Here is a 20,126-nt window from a genome sequence, read left to right as displayed (position 1 = left end):
CTCTCCCATGAATGGTCATTGACCAACGACCGGCGATATGCGCCTCCTTTCCCATTGCATAAGGACAATTCAATGCTCAAGTTTCTGCTCGCCCTTTCGGTCAGCACCCTGTTCGTCTCGCCGGTTCAGGCGACCGACCTTTTTCCCGCCACCAAGGCCTGCGTGCCCGGCAAGCCGCATTGCGAGCGATGGACCGATGAGTTCAAGAGATCGCTGGCGCTGGCGCAGAAGGGCGATCACGTCGCCCAGCAGACCGTGGCCTTCTGCCTGTACTCCGGCTGCCACGGCGCCGTCGCCATCGACAGGGTCGCCTCCTGCAGCTGGTACCTCGTCATCGTCAATTCGGGTGCCGCGACGGTGCTCGACCGCTCCAATCTCAGAAATACCTGCCGGCCGATGACGCCGGCGCAGAAGGATGAAGCCCGCGCCTTGTCCGGCGAGCTCATCCGCAAGCTCTACAATCGCGCACCTGCTGAAAGCGATCAGATGTAACCTCGCCTGCCGGCCACGTCCGGTTGACGATAAATCTGATTGCCCTCCCGGCTTTCGCCGCTATTCTGCCGGCAACGACAATCGGGAGGACCACTGATGATCCTGCACTGCGTGTTCCTGCGGCTGAAGACCGCCATGACGATCGACGACAAGCAGGCGCTGTTTGCCGCGATCGTCGCGCTGAAACAGGTGATTCCCGGCATTGTGGATATCAAATACGGGCCGAATGTCTCGCCCGAGGGGCTGCATGGCGGCTTCGTCGACGGCTTTGCCGTCACCTTCGAAAGCCCTGAAGCCCGGGACGCCTATCTCGTCCATCCCGAACATGTGGTCGTCGGCGAGCGCATCGTCTCCTCGACCGACGGAGGCCTCGCCGGCATTCTGGTCTTCGATCTCAATATGTAAATGCGCATCTGGGACGGCTGGGCCATGAATCAGGAAATCCGGCTTTTTGGCGCGATCGCTGTCCGACCCGCCGTCCTTGCTCTCATCCCCCGGTTCGAGATGGCCACAGGTTTGACTGTTGCGGCCAAGTGGGAGGTCAATCCCACGGTCAAGAAGCAGATCGAAGCCGGCGAGCCTTTCGACCTCGTCATCATCAACCCTGATATGGTTGAGGCGCTGACCGCCTCGGGAAAAGTCAAGGCGGGAAGCCAGGTGGCGTTCGGCAGAATCGGGATGGGGGTGGCGGCCAAGGCAGGCAGCCGACCACTCGACATCGGATCGACAGAAGCGTTCAAACAAACTTTGAAGAACGCGAGATCCATCGCCTATGCCAGTGACGGAACCAGCGGCGGCTATTTTTCCAGTCTGCTGGATCGGCTGGGAATAGCAGATGAGGTAAAGCCCCGGCTGGTGGCTGCGCCAGGAGGACAGACAGCATCGGCTGTCGCCCGTGGGGAAGCCGAGTTGGCCGTCGTCCCCGTGACGTCAATTCTCGCTGCTGCGCCCGACGTCATGCTTGTCGGCCGGTTTCCGGCAGAACTCCAAAGTTACATCGACTTTGACGTGGGCATCGGCGCCGATTCAAGCGACGCGGAAGCTGCGGGGCAGCTCTCGGAATTTCTGGTGTCGGCAGCCGTGGATGACGTCCTGGCGGCCAAAGGCGTCGAGCGACGCCGCGAAGCGATTTGACATGGGAGCATGACGCCGAAGCGAATCCCGGCATCATGCTTTTCACCATCCGACCGCCCTCAGCTCGATTTCGCCATGGCGGTGGCGAGCTGGTCGACATTGTAGCGGAACATCTTCTCATAGGTCGGCGCCGGTCCCTTGGCGTCGGAGAGCGATTCGACATAGAGCTCGCCGCCCGGTGCCGCACCCGTTGCCTTGGCGACCTGCTTGACCAGCCGCGGATCGTTGGAATTTTCGAAGAAATAGGCTTTCACATGCTCGCTCTTGATCTGTTCGATCAGCTTGGCGACGTCGGCGGCCGAGGCCTCGCTCTCGGTGGAGAGACCGAGCGGCGCGAGGAAGCTCACCTTGTATTCGCGGCCGAAATAGCCGAAGGCGTCGTGGCTGGTCAGCACCTTGCGGCGGTCCTCGCCGATCGCGTCGAATTTCGAATGGGCGTAGGCGTTCAGCTCATCCAGCTTCTGGGTATATTTCTCGGCATTGGCCTTGAAGGCGGCGGCATCGGCCGGATCGGCTGATGACAGCGCCTTTTCGATATTGGCGACCCAGACCTTGACGTTCACAGGGCTGTTCCAGACATGCGGATCGGTGATGGTCTTGCCGTCCTCCTCCATGGTGCGGGTGTTGATGCCCTCGGAAACCGTCACCGGCTTGCCCTTGTAGCCCGAGGCGGTGATCAGCCGATCCATCCAGCCTTCCAGCCCTTCGCCGCTGACGAAGGTGACTTCGGCCGCCTTCAAGTTCTTCGCATCGGCCGGCGACGGCTCGAATTCATGGGGATCGCCATTCGGTCCGACGAGGCTCGTGACATGAACATGGTCGCCGCCGACCTGTTTCACGACATCGGCAAGCACGGTGAAGGACGCCACAACCTTCAGCGTTGCGGCCGAAGCGGGTGCGGCCGAGAACACCATCAGTGCGGGAAGTGCGGCGGCGGAGAGAAGCAGTCTGCGCGATATCATCGAAGTCTCCTTGAAATCAGCCCTTCAGATGCGGGCGGGGAAAGAAGCGCCGGGCGATGCCGGAGGGCGCGAAAAGGATCGAGAAGGCGTAAAACAGCGCCGCAGTCATGATGATCGTCGGGCCGGAGGCGAGCTCGAGATGGTAGGAAGCGATCAGGCCGAGATAGCCGGAGGCGGCCGCACTGGCGGTCGCAATCAGCATCATCACGGCCAAGCTGCGCGACCAGAGCTGGGCGATTGCCGCCGGCAGCATCATCAGGCCGACCGCCATCAGCGTGCCGAGCGCCTGGAAGCTGGCGACGAGGTTCAGCACCACCAGCAGCAGGAAGAGGACGTGATAGACCGGCCCGCGCCCGCCGACGGCCCTCAAGAAACCCGGGTCGAAACATTCGGCCACCAGCGGCCGGTAGATCGCGGCAAGGATGACGAGCGTCAGCGAGGTGATGGCGCCTATCTGATAAAGGGCGGGCGCATCGATCGCCAGGATGGTGCCAAAGAGCACGTGCAGCAGATCGATGTTCGAGCCGCGCAGCGAGACGATCAGCACGCCGAGCGCCAGCGAAGCGAGATAGAAGCTCGCAAAGCTTGCATCCTCGCGCAGCACGGTCATGCGGCTGACGGCGCCGGACAGCAGCGCCACCGACAGCCCGGCGACAAGGCCGCCGAGGCCCATCGCCGTCAAGGAGAGCGAGCCGGCGACGAGATAACCGATCGCCGCCCCCGGCAGCACGGCGTGGCTCATGGCGTCGCCCATCAGGCTCATGCGCCGCAGCATCAGGAAGACGCCGATCGGCCCGGAGCCGAGCCCGAGGCAGAGGCAGGCGACAAGGGCGCGGCGCATGAAACCAAAATCGGCGAAGGGCGCCAGGAAGAGATCGTAAGCCGTCATGCCGCCGGCGCCTCCGCCGGGCTGCAAGCCTCGGCATCCTCATCCCAGCGCTCGGCCATGGCGCGCGCCTTCATGAGATTGGCGGACGACATGACATCGCTGGTCGGCCCCCATCCCACCAGCTCGCGGGCGAGCAGCAGGGTCTGAGGGAAATGTGTCCGGACGAGCTCGAAATCATGCAGCACGGCAATGACGGTGCGGCCCTCGCCGTGCCAGCGGGCGACGATATCGAGCAGATCCCTGGTCGTGCGGGCGTCGATTGCCGTGAACGGCTCGTCGAGCAGGATGACGCCGGCATCCTGCAAGAGCAGGCGGGCAAAGAGCACGCGCTGGAACTGGCCGGCCGAGAGCGATCCGACATGGCGTCTGCCGAAGCCTTCGAGACCGACGGCGGCAAGCGCCTCGCCCGCCCTTTTCACATCGGCCGGCGCGACACGCCCGAAGGCTCCCCTGCTCTTCCAGGCGCCGAGCATGACGGTGTCGATGACCGAGATCGGGAAACGCCGATCGATCTCGGCCGCCTGCGGGAGATAGCCGAATTCCGCCCGCCCCAGCCGGTGCTCGACCCTGCCCTCGGCGGGACGCAGCTCGCCCATGATCGCCTTCAGCAGCGTCGACTTGCCCGCCCCGTTCGGCCCGGCGATCGCCGTCAGGCTGCCTGGCGCAAAGGCGCCGGAGAGATGATGGACGGCGGGGTGTCTGTCATAGGCGACCGTGAGATCTTCAAGCCGGATCAATCGCGTCATGGCAGCAGAACCGCCCAGTGAATGGCCAGCCAGAGCGCTGCAATGACCAGCGAGATGCCGATCACCCTTGAGAAGGCCGATTGCCCCAGCAGGCTGACGGGGGGGCGATCGGGGTTCGGGGGCATGGCTCATCCTGACAATGTAATAACATTACTGTTATGTTATAACGATTGCGGCGGGATTGAGGCGGAGCCTCTTGACGGGTTTGATATTGCGGGACGGCAAGGTGCGGCCATTTGACAGCCGGACGCTTCAGAGCCGAATTTGGTTCATGATGCTGCGGCCGTGCCGCACGCGTGCATTCTGCCATACCGTGCTGTCTTGCTCCGTAAGCCACCCCACCCTCCGTCCTCCTCGGGCTTGACCCGAGGATCCACTCTGCCCTCGATCGGACTGGGCGTGGATCCCAGGCTCGGAGGCCTGGGATGACGGAGACTGGGGGTGCGTTTCTGGCAAACTCGCCGTCGGGCGTGCGCTCCACTTAGGATGCCGGTCGGGGTCAGCCTGAGCGCGATGCATCCTCAAGGGAGCGAACGAGGCACATCCGGCGGGCCTGCGTCAACTCTCGAGCGCATCCAGATGGACATTGGAGAGTTGGAGCCAGGGTGGATTGTCGGCATACATTTCGCGGATAAGCAGCTTTATCGATTCGATCCGACCGCCGGCTTCGTCACGGCGATAGCTCATGATGATGGGTGAGGTCGCTCTCTCGTCGGCAATCATGCGATAGCAGACATCGTCCGGCCGCTGGCGCTGCGAGGCCGCGGGGATGATGCAGAGGCCGGCGCCCGCAGCGACCATGCCCAGCGCCGTCTGGATTTCGCGAACCTCCTCGACATGTCCGGGATTGACGTTGATCTCGCCAAGCAGGTTCAGCGTCTCGTCCGCAAAGCTTGGCCGGGGCGTCGAGGGATAGATGATCAGGGATTCCCCCTCCAACTCGGAAAGCGCGATAGGCTCCTTGGCGATGGATTTGGCATGGTTCTTCGGAAAGGCGACGACAAGCCGCTCCTCTCGGAGCGTCAGCCGTTCGACTTCCCTGTCGTTGAAACGCACCCTGCCGAAACCCAGATCGATGCGTCGTTCCTTGAGCGCAGTCACCTGTTCCGTCGACATCATTTCCCGGATCTCGATATCGAGGTCGGGCCAGCGCTGCCGCATGCGCCTGACGAGGTCCGGCATGCCTCCATAGAGGGTGGAGCCGACGCAGCCGATGACGAACCGTTCGCGCTGATCCTTTCCTATTCTCCGGGTCTGATCACGGATATGCTCGAGCCGAGCGATGATCTGCGAGGTCTGGTCGAAGAAGAACCGTCCCGCCTCCGTCAAGCTCAGCGGCCGCCTGGACCTATCGATCAGGCTTACGCCGAGCTCCTCCTCCAGCTGTTGGATCTGCCGGCTGAGCGGCGGCTGGGCGATGTGGAGAATTTCCGCGGCGCGCGAGAAATTGCGCTCGGTGGCGACCGCCACGAAATAGCGGAGTTGGCGCAGCTCCATTCCTATTATACCTCCCAGGTATAGAGTTCGACCTATATAGTCTTGGACCTTACCCTAAACGAGGGCTAGCCTTCCTGCAAATTAAGGGAGGAAGTGCAGTGCGCGCGGAAATTCGGATCGTTTCCATCGAGGCTACTATACTCGATCTGCCGACCATCCGGCCGCACACGCTCTCAATGGTCACCATGAGCCGCCAGAGCATGACGATCGTGCGTGTTCGCTGCTCCGATGGGATCGATGGCCTCGGTGAAGGCACGACCATCGGCGGTCTCGCCTACGGGCCGGAGAGCCCGGAAGGCATGAAGCTCACCATCGACGAATATATCGCGCCGCTGCTTCTCGGCCGCGACCCGACGCGCGTACAGGCGACGATGGATCTCGTTCGGAAGGCGGTAAAGGGCAATCACTTTGCCAAATGCGCCGTTGAATCCGCGTTGCTGGATTGCCAGGCCCGCCGCCTCGGCGTGTCGATGTCGGAGCTGCTCGGCGGCCGGCGTCGCGAGAAACTGCCGGTTGCCTGGACGCTCGCGTCCGGCGATACCGCAAAGGATATCGAAGAGGCGCAGGCGCTGCTCGACCGGCGCCGCCACAAGGACTTCAAGCTGAAGATCGGCGTCAAGTCGATCAAGGAGGATATCCGCCACGTGGCGGCCATCCGCAAGGCGCTGCCGGACATGGCCTCGGTTCGTGTGGACGTGAACATGGCCTGGCGGGAACGCGAGGCGCGCAATGCGATTGCGGCACTCACCGATGCGGGCTGCGTCTTGGTGGAGCAGCCGGTGTGCGGTGTGGCGCCGCTTGCCCGGCTGACGCGCGGGTCGCCGATCGCCATGATGGCCGATGAAGTGCTCGTCGGTCCCGAAAGCGCACTCGAAGCGGTGACGGCGCACGCAGCCGACGTGTTCTCGATCAAGATCGAGCAGGCAGGCGGCTTGTTCGCCGCCGCCAAGGTCGTCGCCATCGCCGAGACGGCCGGCATCGGCATCTATGGCGGCACCATGCTCGAAGGGCCGATCGGCACGATCGCTGCTGCGCAGTTGATGGCCGGCGTGAAGGATCTGCAATGGGGCACGGAGTTTTTCGGCCCGCTGCTGCTGACCGAAGAGATCCTCGCCACGCCTTTGGATTACAGCGATTTCGAACTGACCATTCCCAACGGACCGGGACTGGGGATCGAACTGGACGAGGATCGCATGGCGTTCTTTGTTCGGGGCAGAGTGCGCAAGACGATCAGCATTGCCGGATAAGGGAGGCGATGATGCTTTTCCATGTAAGGATGGATGTGAAGATTCCCCATGATCTACCCTCGGCGGAGGCGGCGGAGATCATCGCTCGGGAAAAGACCTATTCGCATGAGCTGCAGCGCAGCCGCAAATGGCGACATATCTGGCGCATTGCCGGTGAATACGCGAACTACAGCATCTTCGACGTGACGGACAATACGGAGCTGCACGAGATCCTGTCGGGGCTGCCGTTGTTCAAGTTCATGGACATCGAAGTGACGCCGCTGCTGCGGCATCCCTCGGCGATCCGCGAGGACGACACCTAGCGCCATGTTCGGCGCGGGACGGAAGCCGCATCGACTTTCTGAGCAATCCAAGAGGAGGAAAAAATGAGCGTGAAGATTTTCGGCAGGCCCGACATTCAGGACTTTCTGAGTGTCCTCAGCGGCCTCGACAAGGACGGCGGCAATCCGCGCGTCAAACTGATCGTCCATCGGATCATGTCCGACCTGTTCAAGGCGATCGACGATCTCGATATCACCCCCGACGAATATTGGAGCGGCATTGCCTGGCTCAATGAGATCGGCGCCGCCGGCCAGGCCGGCCTGATCTCGCCCGGTCTCGGTCTCGATCATTTCCTAGACGAACGCCTCGATGCGATCGATGAGGCGCTGGGCATCGAAAATCCGACGCCGCGCACGATCGAGGGTCCGCTCTATGTGGCCGGCGCACCGGTCTGTCACGGCTTTGCCCGTCTCGATGACGGCACCGACGCCAATGGTCACACACTGATCATGCACGGCACCGTCTATGGTTCTGACGGCAAGCCGCAGCCGGGTGCGACTGTCGAAGTCTGGCATTGCGACACCCGCGGTTTCTATTCGCATTTCGACCCGACCGGCAAGCAGGCGCCGTTCAACATGCGCCGCACGATCGTGACTGACGAACAGGGCTGTTACAAATTCCAGAGCATCGTGCCGCACGGCTATGGCGTGCCGCCGGGCAGCCCGACGGAACAGCTGCTTTCCGCCCTCGGGCGCCACGGCCAGCGGCCGGCGCATATCCATCTCTTCATCAGCGCCGACGGCCATCGCAAGCTGACGACCCAGATCAACATCGAAGGCGATCCGCTGGTCAACGACGATTTTGCCTATGCGACGCGAGACGGCCTGGTTCCGGCCCTGATCGAGCGCAGCGACGAGGCCAGCATCAAGGCCAATGGTTTGAGCGGCCCATTCGCCGAGATCACGTTCGACATCCATCTGACCGCACTGGTGGACGGCATCGACAACCAGATCAACGAACAGCGCAAACGCGCCGCCGCGTAAACGGCAAGGAGGGCGGCTGAATAGCCGCCAGCCCGCATATCATCGTCATCATCGACACTGTTGCAAAGGTTGCGCCGGTTATTGCGCACTTTGCGGGAGAAAAACCATGTCTGCGATCATCGACAAAGCAAGAGACCTCGATCATCTGCTTGCCACTGCCGTGCAGGACGACAAGGAGGCCGGCCTGTTCCGTTGCCGCCGGGACATCTTCACCGACGAAGACCTCTTCGAGCTGGAGATAAAACATATCTTCGAAGGCAATTGGGTTTATCTGGCCCATGAGAGTCAGATTCCGGAACACAACGATTATTACACGACCTATATCGGCCGTCAGCCGGTCGTCATCACTCGCGATAAAAACGGCGAGCTGCACGCGGTCATCAACGCCTGCGCCCACCGCGGCGCGATGCTGTGCCGCCGCAAGCACGGCAACAAGGGCAGCTTCACCTGCCCCTTCCACGGCTGGACCTTTTCCAACACCGGCAAGCTGCTCAAGGTCAAGGACGAGAAGACCACCCAGTATCCGCCTCAGTTCGCGCAGAACGGTTCGCACGACCTGAAGCGCGTTCCCCGGTTCGAGAATTATCGGGGCTTTCTGTTCGGCAGCCTGAATGATGAGGTCGCGACGCTCGCGGACTATCTCGGCGAGACGAAGGTCATCATCGACCAGATCGTCGACCAGGCGCCGGACGGGCTTGAAGTGCTGCGGGGCAATTCGTCCTACATCTACGACGGAAACTGGAAGCTGCAGATGGAAAACGGCTGCGACGGCTATCACGTCAGTTCCGTGCACTGGAACTACGCCGCAACAATGGGGCGGCGCAAGGAAGAGGGCACGAAGGCGGTCGACGCCAACAGCTGGAGCAAATCGATTGCCGGCGTCTATGGTTTCGAGAACGGCCACATCCTGTTGTGGACCAACACGATGAACCCCGAAGTGCGTCCTATCTACGACCAGAAAGACGAGATCGCAGCCCGCGTCGGCGCCGAGAAGGCAAACTTCATCGTCAACCAGACCCGCAACCTCTGCCTCTACCCGAATGTGTTCCTGATGGACCAGTTCAGCACGCAGATCCGCGTGACCCGCCCGATCAGCGTCGACAAGACCGAAATCAATATCTTCTGCTTCGCGCCGAAGGGCGAAAGCGAGGCCGATCGCCGGCTCCGCATCCGCCAATACGAGGATTTCTTCAACGTGTCCGGCATGGGCACGGCCGACGACCTGGAAGAATTCCGCGCCTGCCAGTCCGGATATGCAGGCACAGCAGCGCTCTGGAACGACCTGTCGCGGGGTGCGCCGCTCTGGATCGATGGTCCTGACGAAAACGCGAAGCAGATGGGCATCGCACCGCTGCTGTCGGGCGAGCGCAGCGAGGACGAGGGCCTGTTCGTTCGCCAGCACGAATACTGGGCCAGGGTGATGCGCCAGGCACTGTCCGCCGAAAAGAACGGAGTTGTCCCATGAGCATTTCCCATGACGCCATCTGCGCGTTCCTTTATCGGGAAGCGCGTCTCCTGGACGATCGCGAGTGGGACGAATGGCTGACCTGCTATGCACCCGACGTGACCTACTGGATGCCGGCCTGGGATGACGACGATCGGATTACCGAAGACCCTCAGTCGCAGATTTCGCTGATCTACTACCCGAACCGCGACGGCCTGGAAGACCGCGTGTTTCGGATCAAGACCGAGCGGTCTGGCGCGTCGACCCCCGAGCCTCGAACCAGCCACAACGTGACCAATGTCGAGGTACTGGCGGATCGGAGCGGGGAAGTGGACGTGCGCTACAACTTCCACACGCTGAACCACCGCTACAAGGTCACCGACCAGTTCTTCGGCACAATGTTCGTCACTCTGCGCAAGCACGGTGACAACCTTCTGATCGCAAAGAAGAAAATCGTGCTGAAGAACGACTACATCCGCCAGGTCATCGACGTCTACCACATCTGAAGGCCGGCGCGCGCAGCCGAGACCTTGAGGAGGAGTCATGTGCTACAAGATCGCATTGAATTTTGAAGACGGCGTAACCCGTTTCATCGGGTGCAAGAGCGGCGAGAAGGTTCTCGACGCGGCCTATCGCGCCAAGATCAACCTGCCGATGGACTGTTCCGACGGCGTCTGCGGCACCTGCAAGTGTCGCGCCGAAAGCGGCTCCTACGATCTCGGCGATGATTTTATCGATGACGCGCTTACCGCCGACGAGGCAGAGGCCGGGCTGGTGCTGACCTGCCAGATGAGGCCCTCATCCGACTGCGTCATAGCGGTGCCGACGACATCAACCGCCTGCAAGACCGGGCAACAGAAATTCACCGCCACGGTGGCGGCTGTCGTGCCGCACAAGGATGCGGCGATCGTATTGGAACTGGATGTGGACGCAGAGGCCGCTCCCTCCTTCCTGCCCGGCCAGTATGTCAATATCGACGTGCCGGGCAGCGGCCGGAGCCGTTCCTATTCGTTCAGCACAGCGCCGGGCGAGCAACGCATCGGCTTCCTGATCAAGAAAATCCCGGGTGGATTGATGAGCAGCTGGCTTGCCAAGGCCCAGCCCGGTGACAGGCTCAATCTGACCGGGCCCCTGGGCAGCTTTTATCTGCGCATTGTCGAGCGGCCGCTTCTGTTTTTGGCCGGAGGCACCGGTCTTGCGCCGTTCCTCTCGATGCTCGAGGTTCTTGCCCGCGCAGGATCGGAGCAGGAAATCCATTTGATCTACGGCGTGACGCGCGATCTCGATCTGGTTCTCGTCGACGAGATCGAGGCCTATGCCGCGCGCCTGCCCAACTTCAGCTTCACCACGGTGGTGGCCGAGGAGGCCTCGAGCCATCCGCGTAAGGGATGGGTTACGCAACATATGCCGGCCAAGCTGCTTCATGACGGCGATATCGACGTCTATCTCTGCGGTCCCCCGCCGATGGTCGATGCGGTGCGCAAACATTTCGACGCCAACGGCGTGAAGCCCAACAGCTTCCAATACGAAAAATTCACGCCCAATGCGGCGGCGAAGGAGGCAGCATGAGCGCGCCGCGCGTTACCGGTCGGTTTGACGGCAAGGTGCTGGTCGTTACCGGCGCCGCGCAGGGCATCGGCCGTGCCGTGGCCGTCCGTGCCGCGAAGGAGGGCGGCAAGGTGCTGTTCGTCGACCGCGCCGATTTCGTGGCGGAGATCGCAGCCGAAGCCGGCGCCGCCGAAACTGCCGCCTTCAATGCCGATCTGGAGACCTATGACGGCGCGGTTTCCGCGATGCGCTTCGCCGAGCAACGCTTCGGCGGCATCGATATCCTGATCAACAATGTCGGCGGCGCCATCCGCATGCGCCCCTTCGCGGAATTCGAAGCGCAGCAGATCGACGCGGAGATCCGCCGCTCGCTGATGCCGACGCTCTATTGCTGCCATGCCGTCCTGCCGCATCTCTTCGCACGGGGCGGCGGCACCATCGTCAACATATCCTCGAATGCAACGCGCGGCATCCATCGCGTGCCTTATTCGGCGGCCAAAGGCGGCGTGAACGCCATTACCCAGTCGCTTGCCATGGAACTGGCTGAGCGCAACATCCGCGTCGTCGCCACCGCACCGGGCGGCACGGAAGCGCCTGCGCGTCGGATTCCGCGCAATGGCGCGGGCGATACGGATGCGGAGAAGGCCTGGATGGCCGAAGTCGTCTGCCAGGTGAAGCAATCCAGTCTCATGAAGCGGTACGCGACCATCGAGGAACAGGTGGCGCCGATCCTGTTCCTCGCCTCGGACGAAGCGTCCTACATCACCGGCAGCGTACTGCCCGTGGCCGGGGGCGATACCGGCTGACATCTCAATACTGACTGCGTTAAAACTCAGGGAGGAGCCATGATGCGCACGATCGATGTGAATGAAGCGATAGACAACAATCCATTCGGAAGATTTCAGTGGTCGGTGGTGGCGCTCTGCGCGCTGCTGCTGATCGTCGACGGTTATGACGTCTTCGTGGCCGGCACCGTGCTGCCGACGCTGATTGCGGAATGGGGCCTGACCAAACCGCAGGCCGGTGCGCTGCAGGCCTGGGCGCTGTTCGGGATGATGTTCGGAGCCCTCGCTTTCGGCTCCCTGGCCGACAGGATCGGACGCAAGAAGGGCATTGCGATCAGCTTCGTGCTTTTCACCCTTTCCACCCTTCTGACCGGTTTTGCCAGTTCGCCCGACCAGTTCAAAATCTTTCGCTTCGTCGCCGGTCTCGGCTGCGGCGGACTGATGCCCAATGCGGTAGCGCTGATGAACGAATATGCCCCTAAGCGGCTCCGCAGCACCATCGTGGCGCTGATGTTCTCCGGTTATTCCGTCGGCGGCATGGTTGCCGCAGGGCTAGGCATCGGCATGATCCCGCAATATGGCTGGCAGCCGATGTTCTTCGTCGCCGCCCTGCCGTTGCTGATGCTGCCGCTGGTGCTCTGGAAGCTGCCCGAATCCCTTGGCTTTCTGATCCGCCAGGGCCAGCAGGAGAAAGCCAGACGGATCTATGCGAAGATCGATCCGTCGGCGCGCCTCGGCAAAGACGACATGCTGGTCTTCACCGAAACCAAGGGCGCGTCCGCATCGGTCGCCGAACTGTTCCGCCACCAGCGCACGTTGCGCACGCTCATGCTCTGGGTGGCCTTCTTCTGCTGCCTGCTGCTTGTCTATCTGCTGTCGTCCTGGCTGCCGAAAGTGCTGCAGGAAGCCGGCTATGCCGAAAGAGCGAGCCTTGTCAGCCTCTTCTCACTCAACTTCGGCGGCATGGTCGGCGCCATCGCCGGCGGTTGGCTGGGCGACCGTTTCGGCCTTCCGAAGGTCGTCGTCGGCTTCTTCGTGGCGGCGGCCCTGTCGATCGCGCTGATTGGTTTCAATCTGCCTGCCGGGCTGCTGTTCCTGGCGATCTTCATCGCCGGCGCCACCACCATCGGCACGCAGATCCTGCTTTATGCGAGCGTCGCGCAGCTCTATAACCTCTCCGTCCGTTCGACGGGGCTGGGCTGGGCGTCCGGCGTGGGCCGTATCGGCGCCATCGTCGGCCCGACCCTCGGCGGCGTGCTTCTGGCACAACAGCTGCCGCTGCAGCAGAACTTCCTGATCTTCGCGATCCCCGCGGCGGTCTCGGCGCTCGCCATGCTGATCTTCGCGATCAGCAACGCCCGCCGCGCCGGCGCCGTCGTGCTGGCTGCCGCATAAGAGTGCGGAACGCATGCTTCCGCCGACGGCCATCCCGATGTGGCCGCCGGCGCCTTCGCGTCGCAACTGCGCCGACGCCTGGATAGGAGGTTCGGCCGGATCGTCGGGAAATTACCTCCAGACACTTCTAAAAACCGAAAGTCGTCAAGCCATGCCCTATCTCGATCTCGCCAGCCACCGCCTGCACTATCGCATCGACGGTGACAGGAGTGCGGCCGGCAAGCCGTGGCTCATGTTCTGCAATTCGCTTGGAACCGATCTGCACATGTGGGATGCACAGGCAGCCGCATTGTCACAGCACCACCGCGTGCTGCGTTATGACCGCCGCGGCCACGGTCGCTCGTCGGCGCCGCCACCGCCTTATGCGCTGTCAGACTTCGGCAAGGATGTCCTTTCGCTGCTCGATGCGCTGGAGATAGAGCGGACGCATTTCTGCGGCCTGTCCATCGGCGGCCTGACCGGGCAATGGCTGGGCATTCATGCCGGACAACGTCTGGGCAAGATCGTTGTGTGTGCGACCTCCGCCAGGATCGGCACCGCCGAAAGCTGGGTCGCGCGTATGGAGGCCGTGCAGGAAAACGGCCTTGGCGGGCTTACCGCGGCCACGGCAGAACGCTGGTTCACGCCGGCGTTCAACGCTGGCCAACCTGGCATCGTGCGAGACATTCTCTATCGTTTCACCGCGACAACGGTCCAGGGCTATATCGGCGGTTGCGCGGCTCTGGCAACCACGGATTTGCGGGAAGAAATCACGCGGATCACCAACCCCCTGCTTGCCGTCTCCGGAAAAGAAGATCCGGTATGTCCGCCGTCCGATTTGGAGAGCATCGCCGTTCGTGTGCGGCAGGGTCGTCATCTGTCATTGCCGGGGCGGCATATCGTCAATGTCGAGTCGGCATCGGCGTTCAATGCTGCGCTGAGCGAGTTTCTCGACGATTGACAACTCGGAAAGGCGGCCGACCGGCCGCCCCTTTTACTGTCAGCAATGAAAACTCAAAGCAGTTCCAGCATCGCGGCAGCACCCGAGACGATGGCCTGGCCGGGGCTTTCCTCGACGTTGAGGGCCTTCACGACGCCATCTTCCACCAGCATCGAATAGCGCTTGGAGCGAAGGCCGAGGCCGCCGGCGGAGAGATCGGCTTCGAGGCCGACGGCCTTGGTGAAGCCGGCGTCCCAATCGGCGAGGAAGTGGATCTTGCCGAGGCCGCCGGAGGATTGCGCCCAGGCGCCCATGACATGCCAGTCATTGACGGCGAGGACGGCAATGTCGTCGACGCCCTTGCCGAGGATGGTGTCGCGGTTTTCGAGATAACCCGGCAGATGGTTCAGCGAGCAGGTGGGCGTAAAGGCGCCCGGCACGGCAAAGAGCACGACGCGCTTACCGGCAAAGAGCTGATCGGTGGTGATTTCGACCGGGCCGTCGGCAGTCTTTTCCTTGAAGGTGGCGGCAGGAAGCTTGTCGCCGATCGCGATGGTCATGGGTTTTCTCCTTTGTTCTGGTTTGCGGCGGATGCCGGCTTGGCGGGCGCCGCGAGAAGATCGCAGGCGACTATAGGTGCCGCTCAGTCGAAGGCAAGCGTGGTTTCCATCGCCTTGCCGCCATCGATGACCAGCACGCTCCAGCGCTTGCCCGATAGATCATAATCCTTCGGCAGCTTGCCGATTGCAATGTCGGTCTTGAAGGTGGCGCCGTCGCGTTTGCCGCCGATCTGCTTGGTGTAGGCATAGCCGCTCGGGCCGGTGACGATGATATCGGGGACGCCGCCGCTTCCCCCGCCCGGCAGCCTGAGCGTCAGCGACAACGTCTTCCTGTCCGGCGAGACCGCATGCGCCGTGACCTTGAAATCGGCCGAAGGCGGCTTCGGCAGCGCCGCATCGGCGGCCGCAAGGATCGCCTCCTCCTGCGGATGCGACTGGATGGCGGGACCGAGCGTCACCGCCAGATTTGCCTGGAAGGGAATGCAGATATCCCTGCAGATGCCGATGAAAACAGTCGCGTCGATCGCGACCGGACCTTTGCCGGCCGCCATCAGCGACAGCGGCAGTGTCACCGGCGCGTCATAGGCGATATCCTCGATGGCGCCTTTGAAGAAATGCTTCGGAACCGGATAGGCGATGGTTTCAAGCGTGACGCCGCTTGCCGGTGCGATGGTGACTTGAGGCGGAATGCCGCTGTTGCCGGGCTCGCGCCAATAGGTGATCCAGCCGGGTTTCGGTTCGATCTGCAGGCCGGCGCGGATTTTGCCGCCGGCATCGGGCGCCAGCGCCACGAGGCGCATGCGGCCGCCTTCGGCCTCGGCCCAGGCGCTCATCTCCGCCCGGGCGGAACAAAAGGGGGCAACGGTCGCGGCCAGTGAAATGGCCGCCATGAAAAGCTGGCGGGGTGCCAAACAAATAATCATCATGGAACAAAGGTTTACAGAAAGTGTCGTTTGGTCGCCAGAAGCGGACGGCCACATAATCTTCATTTTCAGTTGATTGATTGGTGACATTGGCCCATCTTTCTCTTGTCGGGGCCTTTTTGCGGTCTGGCGGCAGGAGGAACGATGTCCTTATCGACGCTGAAGAACAGACGGGAACGTGGCTTCTTCGATGGCCAGTTCCTCATCGCCATGCCCGGCATGGAGGACCGCAATTTTGCGCGCACCGTGATTTACATCTGCGCGCATTCGGATGCAGGCGCCATGGGCTTCGTCATCAACCGGCCGCAGAGCCTCACCTTCACCGACGTGCTGCTGCATCTCGACATGATCAAGCAGGAAGAGCCGATCGTGCTGCCGCAGCGCGCCCGTGACTTCCCGATCCAGACAGGCGGCCCGGTGGAAAGCGGCCGCGGCTTCGTGCTGCATTCGGACGATTATTCCAGCGACTCCTCGATCCCGGTCAGCGACGACATCTGCCTGACGGCGACGCTCGACATCGTGCGCGCCATCTCCAAGGGCGTCGGGCCGAAGCGCGCGACGATGCTGCTCGGCTATTCCTCCTGGGGGGCCGGCCAGCTCGAAAACGAGGTCGCCAACAATGGCTGGCTCACTTGCCCGGCCAATGAGGAGTTGATCTTCGACCGCAGCCTCGAGGACAAATACGAGCGGGCGCTCGCCGGCATGGGCGTGACCGCCGCCATGCTTTCGGCCGAGGCCGGCCACGCCTGACGCCTGTGGCGCCGTGGCTGGCGGTCGCTGGAACGAATAGCTGCAAGTGACGTTTCCTTCCCGCGCGGACGAGAGGTCCGACGCCAACAAGGAGATATTACATGGGTAGCACCAGCGACAAGATCTCAGGCAAGGCCAACGAAATCGCCGGCAAGACGAAGCAGGCGGTCGGCAAGGCTGCCGATGATCGCGACATGCAGGCCAAAGGCGCCGTCCAGGAAGCCAAGGGCAAGGGGCAGGTCGCAACCGGCAAGGTCAAGGGCAAGCTCAAGGGCGCCGTCGACCGGCTCTGACCAGAAAGCGCATCCTTGATGAACCATGCCTGCTGCGCCCTTCGCGCGGCGGGCATTTTTAATCCGCCGCTGCTTTGCTGAGATTAAGACGATGAAGCTTTTCGCCTGCGACAATTGCGATCAGGTGGTCCATTTCGACAACCGCCACTGCGTGCGCTGCAACCATCGTCTCGGGTTTCTGCCCGGCGATCTCGCCATGCATGCGCTGGAGCCGGGCGACGAGACGGTCTGGCAGCTTGTTGCCGATCCCGAGCGGCAGGTGCGCTTCTGCGCCAATGCCGGCCTCGACATCTGCAACTGGCTGGTGGAGGGCGACAGCGACTTCTGCTCCGCCTGCCGCCATAACCGGCTGGTGCCGAACACCGATACCGAGGACGGCATTGGCCGCTGGCGGCGGATCGGCCAGGCGCAGCGGCACCTCTTCTATTCGCTCCTGCGCTGGAAACTGCCGCACCCCGACCGCCTCGAGGATCCGCAAGGCGGCCTGGTCTTCGATTTCCTCGAGGATTCGCTGCAGAATGACGGCCATGTCGTGCCTGCGATGACCGGCCACGAGGAAGGCCTGATCACCATCCGCGCCGCGGAAGCCGACGATGCGACGCGCGAACAGGCGCGCAGCTCGATGAAGGAGCCCTATCGCACGCTGCTTGGCCATTTCCGCCACGAGGCCGGCCATTTCATCTGGAACAAGCTGGTGCGCGACCGCGACGGCCTGGCGGATTTCCGCGCCGTCTTCGGCGACGAACGGCAGGACTATGCGGCCGCACTGCAAAGACATTATGCCGGCGGCCCGCCTCCGGGATGGCAGGACAATTTCATCAGCGCCTATGCGGCATCCCACCCCTGGGAAGATTTCGCCGAGTGCTTCGCCCACTACCTCCATATTGTCGACACGCTGGAGACGGCGCGCGCCTTCGGCATCGCCATCGATCCGCGCGGCCACGAGGAAATATCAGGCGAGGTCGATTTCATCCCTTACAGGGCAAAAAGCGCCGAGCAGCTGGTCAGCGCCTGGGTACCGCTCAGCCTGGCGATCAACGCCATCCAACGCAGCATGGGCCAGCCCGACGCCTATCCCTTCGTGCTCTCCTCGCCTGTTGTGGCCAAGCTCGAATATCTGCACCGGCTGATCCAGGGGGCCGCCGTCGTGGCGCGGCAATAGGTGGGGTAAATGCTGCACGAACTTCGCTGGCCGCACGGCACACCATTCATTGCCCTTCGCTCGCGCTCAGTGCCTCGCTCCTGTCGTCGCTCACCCCCTCATCTGCCTGCCGGCATCTTCTCCCCGCTGGGCGAAGGGGAATCGTGGCATCGCCGTGTCCTGCTTCAACCGCGCGACGGGTGCGACCCTGTCTGCTCAACCGAATACTTAATCATCATCAGCGCTGCCGCCTTGCTAAGTAACAGATCGCGCTCGTCCGCCAAATCCTGTTCGAAACGCTGACAGAGCTTTTCATAGACATCGAAAAGTGCTCTTGCCTCGTCCTGCCGACGATACACGTTCTCCATACGATCTATCGTTGAGCTCAATTCGATGGTCGTGGGAATAGATGACACATCCACCTCCTGAACAGAACAACCCTCATCCGCCTGCCGGCCCCACTGGGGTCGAGCCACGGGTCTCGACCCGTCCTTCGGACCCCCGCGGGCGCGGAGAAGGGGATATGCCGCGACCTCTCCGTCCCTCGCCAAGGTCTCGTATGGCACGTCCCCTCGCCCCGTTTTTACGGGGAGAGGGTTAGGGTGAGGGGCAGCCTTCAGGCACAGGTGTAAGCCCCCTAATCGCCGCCACACCCTAAACCGAAACCGCCTTACCCTTCTTGAACGGCTCCATGCCCCGGCGGGCAAGTTCATCCGCACGTTCGTTTTCCGGGTGGCCGGCGTGGCCCTTGACCCAGTGCAGCGTCACCTTGTGGCGGTTGCGGGCTTCTTCCAGCGCCTGCCAGAGTTCGGCGTTCTTCACCGGCTTCTTGTCCGATGTCTTCCAGCCGTTTTTCTTCCAGCCGAAAATCCACTTGGAGATGCCGTCCTTGACATAGGCGCTGTCGGTATAAAGGTCGACCTCGCAAGGGGTTTTCAGCGCCTGCAGGGCAGAGATCGCCGCCATGAGTTCCATGCGGTTGTTGGTCGTGTCTGCTTCGCCGCCGCAAAGCTCCTTTTCGACGTCGCCGTAACGCAGCACCGCGCCCCAGCCGCCGGGACCGGGATTGCCGGAGCATGCGCCGTCGGTGAAGATATCGACGTGTTTCATAGGCTCAACCCGTATTCGGCGGCCGAGCCGATCTGGCGGTGGAAGCGCAGTTTGCGCAGATATTCGAGCGGGTCCTTTTTGGTGACCATGGCGCCCTCCGGCGTTGTCAGCCAATCGTAGAGCCGGGTCAGGAAGAAGCGCAGCGCCGAACCGCGCGACAGCACCGGCAAGGCGGCGATCTCTTCGCTGCTCAAGGGGCGCACGCTCTGGTAACCCTCGAGCATCGCCGTGCCCTTGGTGATGTTGTAGGCGCAGTCCTTCTCGAAGCACCAGGCATTCAGGCAGATCGAGACGTCATAGGCGAGCAGGTCGTTGCAGGCGAAATAGAAATCGATCAGGCCCGAGAGCTCATCACCGAGGAAGAAGACGTTGTCGGGGAAAAGATCGGCATGGATGACGCCGGCCGGCAGGTCGGCTGGCCAGGCGGCGGCGAGGAAATCGAGTTCGCTGCGGATTTCATCCTGCAGCCCGGGCTCGACCTCGTCGGCGCGCGCCGCGGATTTTTCCCAGAGTGTGCGCCAGCCGTCGATCGACAGCGCGTTCGGCCGCTTCAGCTCGAAACCCTCGCCCGCCACATGCATTTGGGCGAGCGCCCGGCCGACTTCGCGGCAATGCTTTGCCTCCGGCTTTCTCAGCCACATGCCTTCGAGGAAGGAGATCAGCGCCGCCGGGCGGCCGGAGAGTGAGCCGAGCAGCGCGCCGTCGCGGCGCGGCAGCGGCAGCGGGCAGGACAGGCCGCGGGCGGCAAGATGCTGCATCAGGCCGAGGAAGAACGGCAGATCGGCCTTTTCCACTCGCTTCTCGTAAAGCGTCAGGATCAGCGGCTCCTTGGAGGTGTGCAGCAGGAAGTTGGAATTTTCCACACCTTCGGCGATGCCCTTGTAGGAGAGCAGGCTTCCCGCATCATATTCGGTCAGGAACCACTTCAGATCGTCTTCGGCGATATCGGTATAGACTGCCAAGTGAGGTCTCGTCTTCGCGTTATGG

Annotated in this window: 25 protein-coding genes; 15 read left to right on the top strand and 10 right to left on the bottom strand. The window is 62.5% G+C overall.

Annotated features, from left to right (window positions below; all coding sequences use genetic code 11):
* The first annotated feature begins 72 nt into the window (after window positions 1–72).
* From N2597_RS03005 to N2597_RS02995, 3 genes are all read left to right on the top strand, one after another.
* A complete protein-coding gene (locus N2597_RS03005) occupies window positions 73–492 on the top strand; it encodes a hypothetical protein (RefSeq protein WP_096772257.1) in 420 nt (139 codons plus the stop codon).
* Window positions 493–588: 96 nt separating this feature from the next.
* Entirely contained in the window at window positions 589–897 is a 309-nt protein-coding gene (locus N2597_RS03000) for a Dabb family protein (protein WP_038687345.1), read from the top strand.
* Window positions 898–921: 24 nt separating this feature from the next.
* Window positions 922–1,626: a molybdate ABC transporter substrate-binding protein gene (locus N2597_RS02995; protein ID WP_183599165.1), complete on the top strand. Its 705-nt coding sequence runs from the start codon at window positions 922–924 to the stop codon at window positions 1,624–1,626.
* A gap of 59 nt (window positions 1,627–1,685) precedes the next feature.
* Here N2597_RS02995 and N2597_RS02990 read toward each other — a convergent pair whose 3' ends face one another.
* From N2597_RS02990 to N2597_RS02970, 5 genes are all read right to left on the bottom strand, one after another.
* The gene (locus N2597_RS02990) at window positions 1,686–2,588 is read right to left on the bottom strand and encodes a metal ABC transporter solute-binding protein, Zn/Mn family (RefSeq protein ID WP_086156074.1); all 903 of its coding nucleotides are present in this window, start codon (window positions 2,586–2,588) and stop codon (window positions 1,686–1,688) included.
* Between the two features lie 16 nt (window positions 2,589–2,604).
* A complete protein-coding gene (locus tag N2597_RS02985) occupies window positions 2,605–3,477 on the bottom strand; it encodes a metal ABC transporter permease (protein WP_039618285.1) in 873 nt (290 codons plus the stop codon).
* Complete coding sequence (locus N2597_RS02980) at window positions 3,474–4,223, bottom strand: metal ABC transporter ATP-binding protein (protein ID WP_106797199.1); 750 nt, start codon at window positions 4,221–4,223, stop codon at window positions 3,474–3,476. Before N2597_RS02980 ends, N2597_RS02985 begins: the two co-directional genes overlap by 4 nt.
* A complete protein-coding gene (locus N2597_RS02975) occupies window positions 4,220–4,348 on the bottom strand; it encodes a hypothetical protein (RefSeq protein WP_280950813.1) in 129 nt (42 codons plus the stop codon). Before N2597_RS02975 ends, N2597_RS02980 begins: the two co-directional genes overlap by 4 nt.
* A gap of 433 nt (window positions 4,349–4,781) precedes the next feature.
* On the bottom strand, window positions 4,782–5,720 hold the full coding sequence (locus tag N2597_RS02970; RefSeq protein ID WP_009997087.1) for a LysR family transcriptional regulator: 939 nt from the start codon (window positions 5,718–5,720) through the stop codon (window positions 4,782–4,784).
* Between the two features lie 98 nt (window positions 5,721–5,818).
* Here N2597_RS02970 and N2597_RS02965 point away from each other — a divergent pair, with 98 nt between their 5' ends.
* From N2597_RS02965 to pcaD, 9 genes are all read left to right on the top strand, one after another.
* Window positions 5,819–6,967 (top strand): muconate/chloromuconate family cycloisomerase, encoded by a 1,149-nt coding sequence (locus N2597_RS02965; protein ID WP_077990937.1) that lies wholly within the window; start codon window positions 5,819–5,821, stop codon window positions 6,965–6,967.
* An 11-nt stretch (window positions 6,968–6,978) separates the two neighbouring features.
* The gene (gene catC / locus N2597_RS02960; RefSeq protein WP_009997083.1) at window positions 6,979–7,269 is read left to right on the top strand and encodes a muconolactone Delta-isomerase; all 291 of its coding nucleotides are present in this window, start codon (window positions 6,979–6,981) and stop codon (window positions 7,267–7,269) included.
* Window positions 7,270–7,332: 63 nt separating this feature from the next.
* Window positions 7,333–8,271 (top strand): catechol 1,2-dioxygenase, encoded by a 939-nt coding sequence (catA, locus tag N2597_RS02955; protein ID WP_077990939.1) that lies wholly within the window; start codon window positions 7,333–7,335, stop codon window positions 8,269–8,271.
* Window positions 8,272–8,377: 106 nt separating this feature from the next.
* Window positions 8,378–9,736 carry a Rieske 2Fe-2S domain-containing protein gene (locus N2597_RS02950; RefSeq protein WP_009997080.1) on the top strand — a complete coding sequence of 453 codons (1,359 nt, stop codon included), beginning with the start codon at window positions 8,378–8,380 and terminating at the stop codon, window positions 9,734–9,736.
* The gene (gene benB, locus N2597_RS02945; RefSeq protein ID WP_009997079.1) at window positions 9,733–10,221 is read left to right on the top strand and encodes a benzoate 1,2-dioxygenase small subunit; all 489 of its coding nucleotides are present in this window, start codon (window positions 9,733–9,735) and stop codon (window positions 10,219–10,221) included. Before N2597_RS02950 ends, benB begins: the two co-directional genes overlap by 4 nt.
* Window positions 10,222–10,258: 37 nt before the next feature.
* A complete protein-coding gene (gene benC / locus N2597_RS02940; RefSeq protein WP_077990941.1) occupies window positions 10,259–11,284 on the top strand; it encodes a benzoate 1,2-dioxygenase electron transfer component BenC in 1,026 nt (341 codons plus the stop codon).
* Window positions 11,281–12,069, top strand: a complete 789-nt coding sequence (benD, locus tag N2597_RS02935) for a benzoate diol dehydrogenase BenD (protein WP_009997077.1) — start codon at window positions 11,281–11,283, stop codon at window positions 12,067–12,069. The genes benC and benD overlap by 4 nt, the downstream gene beginning before the upstream one ends.
* A gap of 39 nt (window positions 12,070–12,108) precedes the next feature.
* Window positions 12,109–13,443 carry an MFS transporter gene (locus N2597_RS02930; RefSeq protein ID WP_096762586.1) on the top strand — a complete coding sequence of 445 codons (1,335 nt, stop codon included), beginning with the start codon at window positions 12,109–12,111 and terminating at the stop codon, window positions 13,441–13,443.
* Between the two features lie 151 nt (window positions 13,444–13,594).
* Entirely contained in the window at window positions 13,595–14,383 is a 789-nt protein-coding gene (gene pcaD, locus N2597_RS02925; protein WP_077991117.1) for a 3-oxoadipate enol-lactonase, read from the top strand.
* Window positions 14,384–14,436: 53 nt separating this feature from the next.
* On the opposite strand, the gene N2597_RS02920 is transcribed toward pcaD, so the two are convergent.
* Both N2597_RS02920 and N2597_RS02915 read right to left on the bottom strand, forming a co-directional pair.
* Entirely contained in the window at window positions 14,437–14,922 is a 486-nt protein-coding gene (locus N2597_RS02920) for a peroxiredoxin (protein WP_009986679.1), read from the bottom strand.
* 83 nt (window positions 14,923–15,005) lie between these two features.
* Window positions 15,006–15,812, bottom strand: coding sequence for a protein-disulfide reductase DsbD domain-containing protein (locus N2597_RS02915; protein WP_096762587.1), 807 nt, complete (start codon window positions 15,810–15,812; stop codon window positions 15,006–15,008).
* A 177-nt stretch (window positions 15,813–15,989) separates the two neighbouring features.
* On the opposite strand from N2597_RS02915, the gene N2597_RS02910 reads away from it, so the two are divergent.
* The 3 genes from N2597_RS02910 to N2597_RS02900 all read left to right on the top strand — a co-directional run bounded on the left by N2597_RS02910 (window position 15,990) and on the right by N2597_RS02900 (window position 18,050).
* Window positions 15,990–16,595 carry a YqgE/AlgH family protein gene (locus tag N2597_RS02910; protein WP_038687330.1) on the top strand — a complete coding sequence of 202 codons (606 nt, stop codon included), beginning with the start codon at window positions 15,990–15,992 and terminating at the stop codon, window positions 16,593–16,595.
* Window positions 16,596–16,696: 101 nt separating this feature from the next.
* Entirely contained in the window at window positions 16,697–16,888 is a 192-nt protein-coding gene (locus tag N2597_RS02905) for a CsbD family protein (RefSeq protein WP_009992169.1), read from the top strand.
* A gap of 91 nt (window positions 16,889–16,979) precedes the next feature.
* Entirely contained in the window at window positions 16,980–18,050 is a 1,071-nt protein-coding gene (locus N2597_RS02900) for a zinc-binding metallopeptidase family protein (protein ID WP_106797196.1), read from the top strand.
* 164 nt (window positions 18,051–18,214) lie between these two features.
* On the opposite strand, the gene N2597_RS02895 is transcribed toward N2597_RS02900, so the two are convergent.
* The 3 genes from N2597_RS02895 to N2597_RS02885 all read right to left on the bottom strand — a co-directional run bounded on the left by N2597_RS02895 (window position 18,215) and on the right by N2597_RS02885 (window position 20,101).
* Window positions 18,215–18,445: a hypothetical protein gene (locus N2597_RS02895; RefSeq protein ID WP_125461962.1), complete on the bottom strand. Its 231-nt coding sequence runs from the start codon at window positions 18,443–18,445 to the stop codon at window positions 18,215–18,217.
* A 238-nt stretch (window positions 18,446–18,683) separates the two neighbouring features.
* Window positions 18,684–19,139, bottom strand: a complete 456-nt coding sequence (gene rnhA, locus N2597_RS02890; RefSeq protein WP_009994544.1) for a ribonuclease HI — start codon at window positions 19,137–19,139, stop codon at window positions 18,684–18,686.
* A complete protein-coding gene (locus tag N2597_RS02885; RefSeq protein ID WP_096762589.1) occupies window positions 19,136–20,101 on the bottom strand; it encodes a homoserine kinase in 966 nt (321 codons plus the stop codon). The genes rnhA and N2597_RS02885 overlap by 4 nt, the downstream gene beginning before the upstream one ends.
* Between the last annotated feature and the right edge of the window lie 25 nt (window positions 20,102–20,126).

The sequence above is a fragment of the Rhizobium sophoriradicis genome (assembly GCF_025200795.1).
GTDB classification, from domain to species: domain Bacteria; phylum Pseudomonadota; class Alphaproteobacteria; order Rhizobiales; family Rhizobiaceae; genus Rhizobium; species Rhizobium sophoriradicis.
The sequence above is the reverse complement of the archived record's forward strand: the minus strand, read 5'-3'. Positions and strand labels throughout refer to the sequence as shown.

Excerpts from the sequence above, each read along its gene's own strand:
- N2597_RS03005 (WP_096772257.1), top strand. The coding sequence starts at position 73 with ATGCTCAAGTTTCTGCTCGCCCTTTCGGTCAGCACCCTGTTCGTCTCG.
- N2597_RS03000 (WP_038687345.1), top strand. The coding sequence starts at position 589 with ATGATCCTGCACTGCGTGTTCCTGCGGCTGAAGACCGCCATGACGATC.
- N2597_RS02995 (WP_183599165.1), top strand. The coding sequence starts at position 922 with ATGAATCAGGAAATCCGGCTTTTTGGCGCGATCGCTGTCCGACCCGCC.
- N2597_RS02990 (WP_086156074.1), bottom strand. The coding sequence starts at position 2,588 with ATGATATCGCGCAGACTGCTTCTCTCCGCCGCCGCACTTCCCGCACTG.
- N2597_RS02985 (WP_039618285.1), bottom strand. The coding sequence starts at position 3,477 with ATGACGGCTTACGATCTCTTCCTGGCGCCCTTCGCCGATTTTGGTTTC.
- N2597_RS02980 (WP_106797199.1), bottom strand. The coding sequence starts at position 4,223 with ATGACGCGATTGATCCGGCTTGAAGATCTCACGGTCGCCTATGACAGA.
- N2597_RS02975 (WP_280950813.1), bottom strand. The coding sequence starts at position 4,348 with ATGCCCCCGAACCCCGATCGCCCCCCCGTCAGCCTGCTGGGGCAATCG.
- N2597_RS02970 (WP_009997087.1), bottom strand. The coding sequence starts at position 5,720 with ATGGAGCTGCGCCAACTCCGCTATTTCGTGGCGGTCGCCACCGAGCGC.
- catC (WP_009997083.1), top strand. The coding sequence starts at position 6,979 with ATGCTTTTCCATGTAAGGATGGATGTGAAGATTCCCCATGATCTACCC.
- catA (WP_077990939.1), top strand. The coding sequence starts at position 7,333 with ATGAGCGTGAAGATTTTCGGCAGGCCCGACATTCAGGACTTTCTGAGT.
- N2597_RS02950 (WP_009997080.1), top strand. The coding sequence starts at position 8,378 with ATGTCTGCGATCATCGACAAAGCAAGAGACCTCGATCATCTGCTTGCC.
- benB (WP_009997079.1), top strand. The coding sequence starts at position 9,733 with ATGAGCATTTCCCATGACGCCATCTGCGCGTTCCTTTATCGGGAAGCG.
- benC (WP_077990941.1), top strand. The coding sequence starts at position 10,259 with ATGTGCTACAAGATCGCATTGAATTTTGAAGACGGCGTAACCCGTTTC.
- benD (WP_009997077.1), top strand. The coding sequence starts at position 11,281 with ATGAGCGCGCCGCGCGTTACCGGTCGGTTTGACGGCAAGGTGCTGGTC.
- N2597_RS02930 (WP_096762586.1), top strand. The coding sequence starts at position 12,109 with ATGATGCGCACGATCGATGTGAATGAAGCGATAGACAACAATCCATTC.
- pcaD (WP_077991117.1), top strand. The coding sequence starts at position 13,595 with ATGCCCTATCTCGATCTCGCCAGCCACCGCCTGCACTATCGCATCGAC.
- N2597_RS02920 (WP_009986679.1), bottom strand. The coding sequence starts at position 14,922 with ATGACCATCGCGATCGGCGACAAGCTTCCTGCCGCCACCTTCAAGGAA.
- N2597_RS02915 (WP_096762587.1), bottom strand. The coding sequence starts at position 15,812 with ATGGCGGCCATTTCACTGGCCGCGACCGTTGCCCCCTTTTGTTCCGCC.
- N2597_RS02910 (WP_038687330.1), top strand. The coding sequence starts at position 15,990 with ATGTCCTTATCGACGCTGAAGAACAGACGGGAACGTGGCTTCTTCGAT.
- N2597_RS02905 (WP_009992169.1), top strand. The coding sequence starts at position 16,697 with ATGGGTAGCACCAGCGACAAGATCTCAGGCAAGGCCAACGAAATCGCC.
- N2597_RS02900 (WP_106797196.1), top strand. The coding sequence starts at position 16,980 with ATGAAGCTTTTCGCCTGCGACAATTGCGATCAGGTGGTCCATTTCGAC.
- rnhA (WP_009994544.1), bottom strand. The coding sequence starts at position 19,139 with ATGAAACACGTCGATATCTTCACCGACGGCGCATGCTCCGGCAATCCC.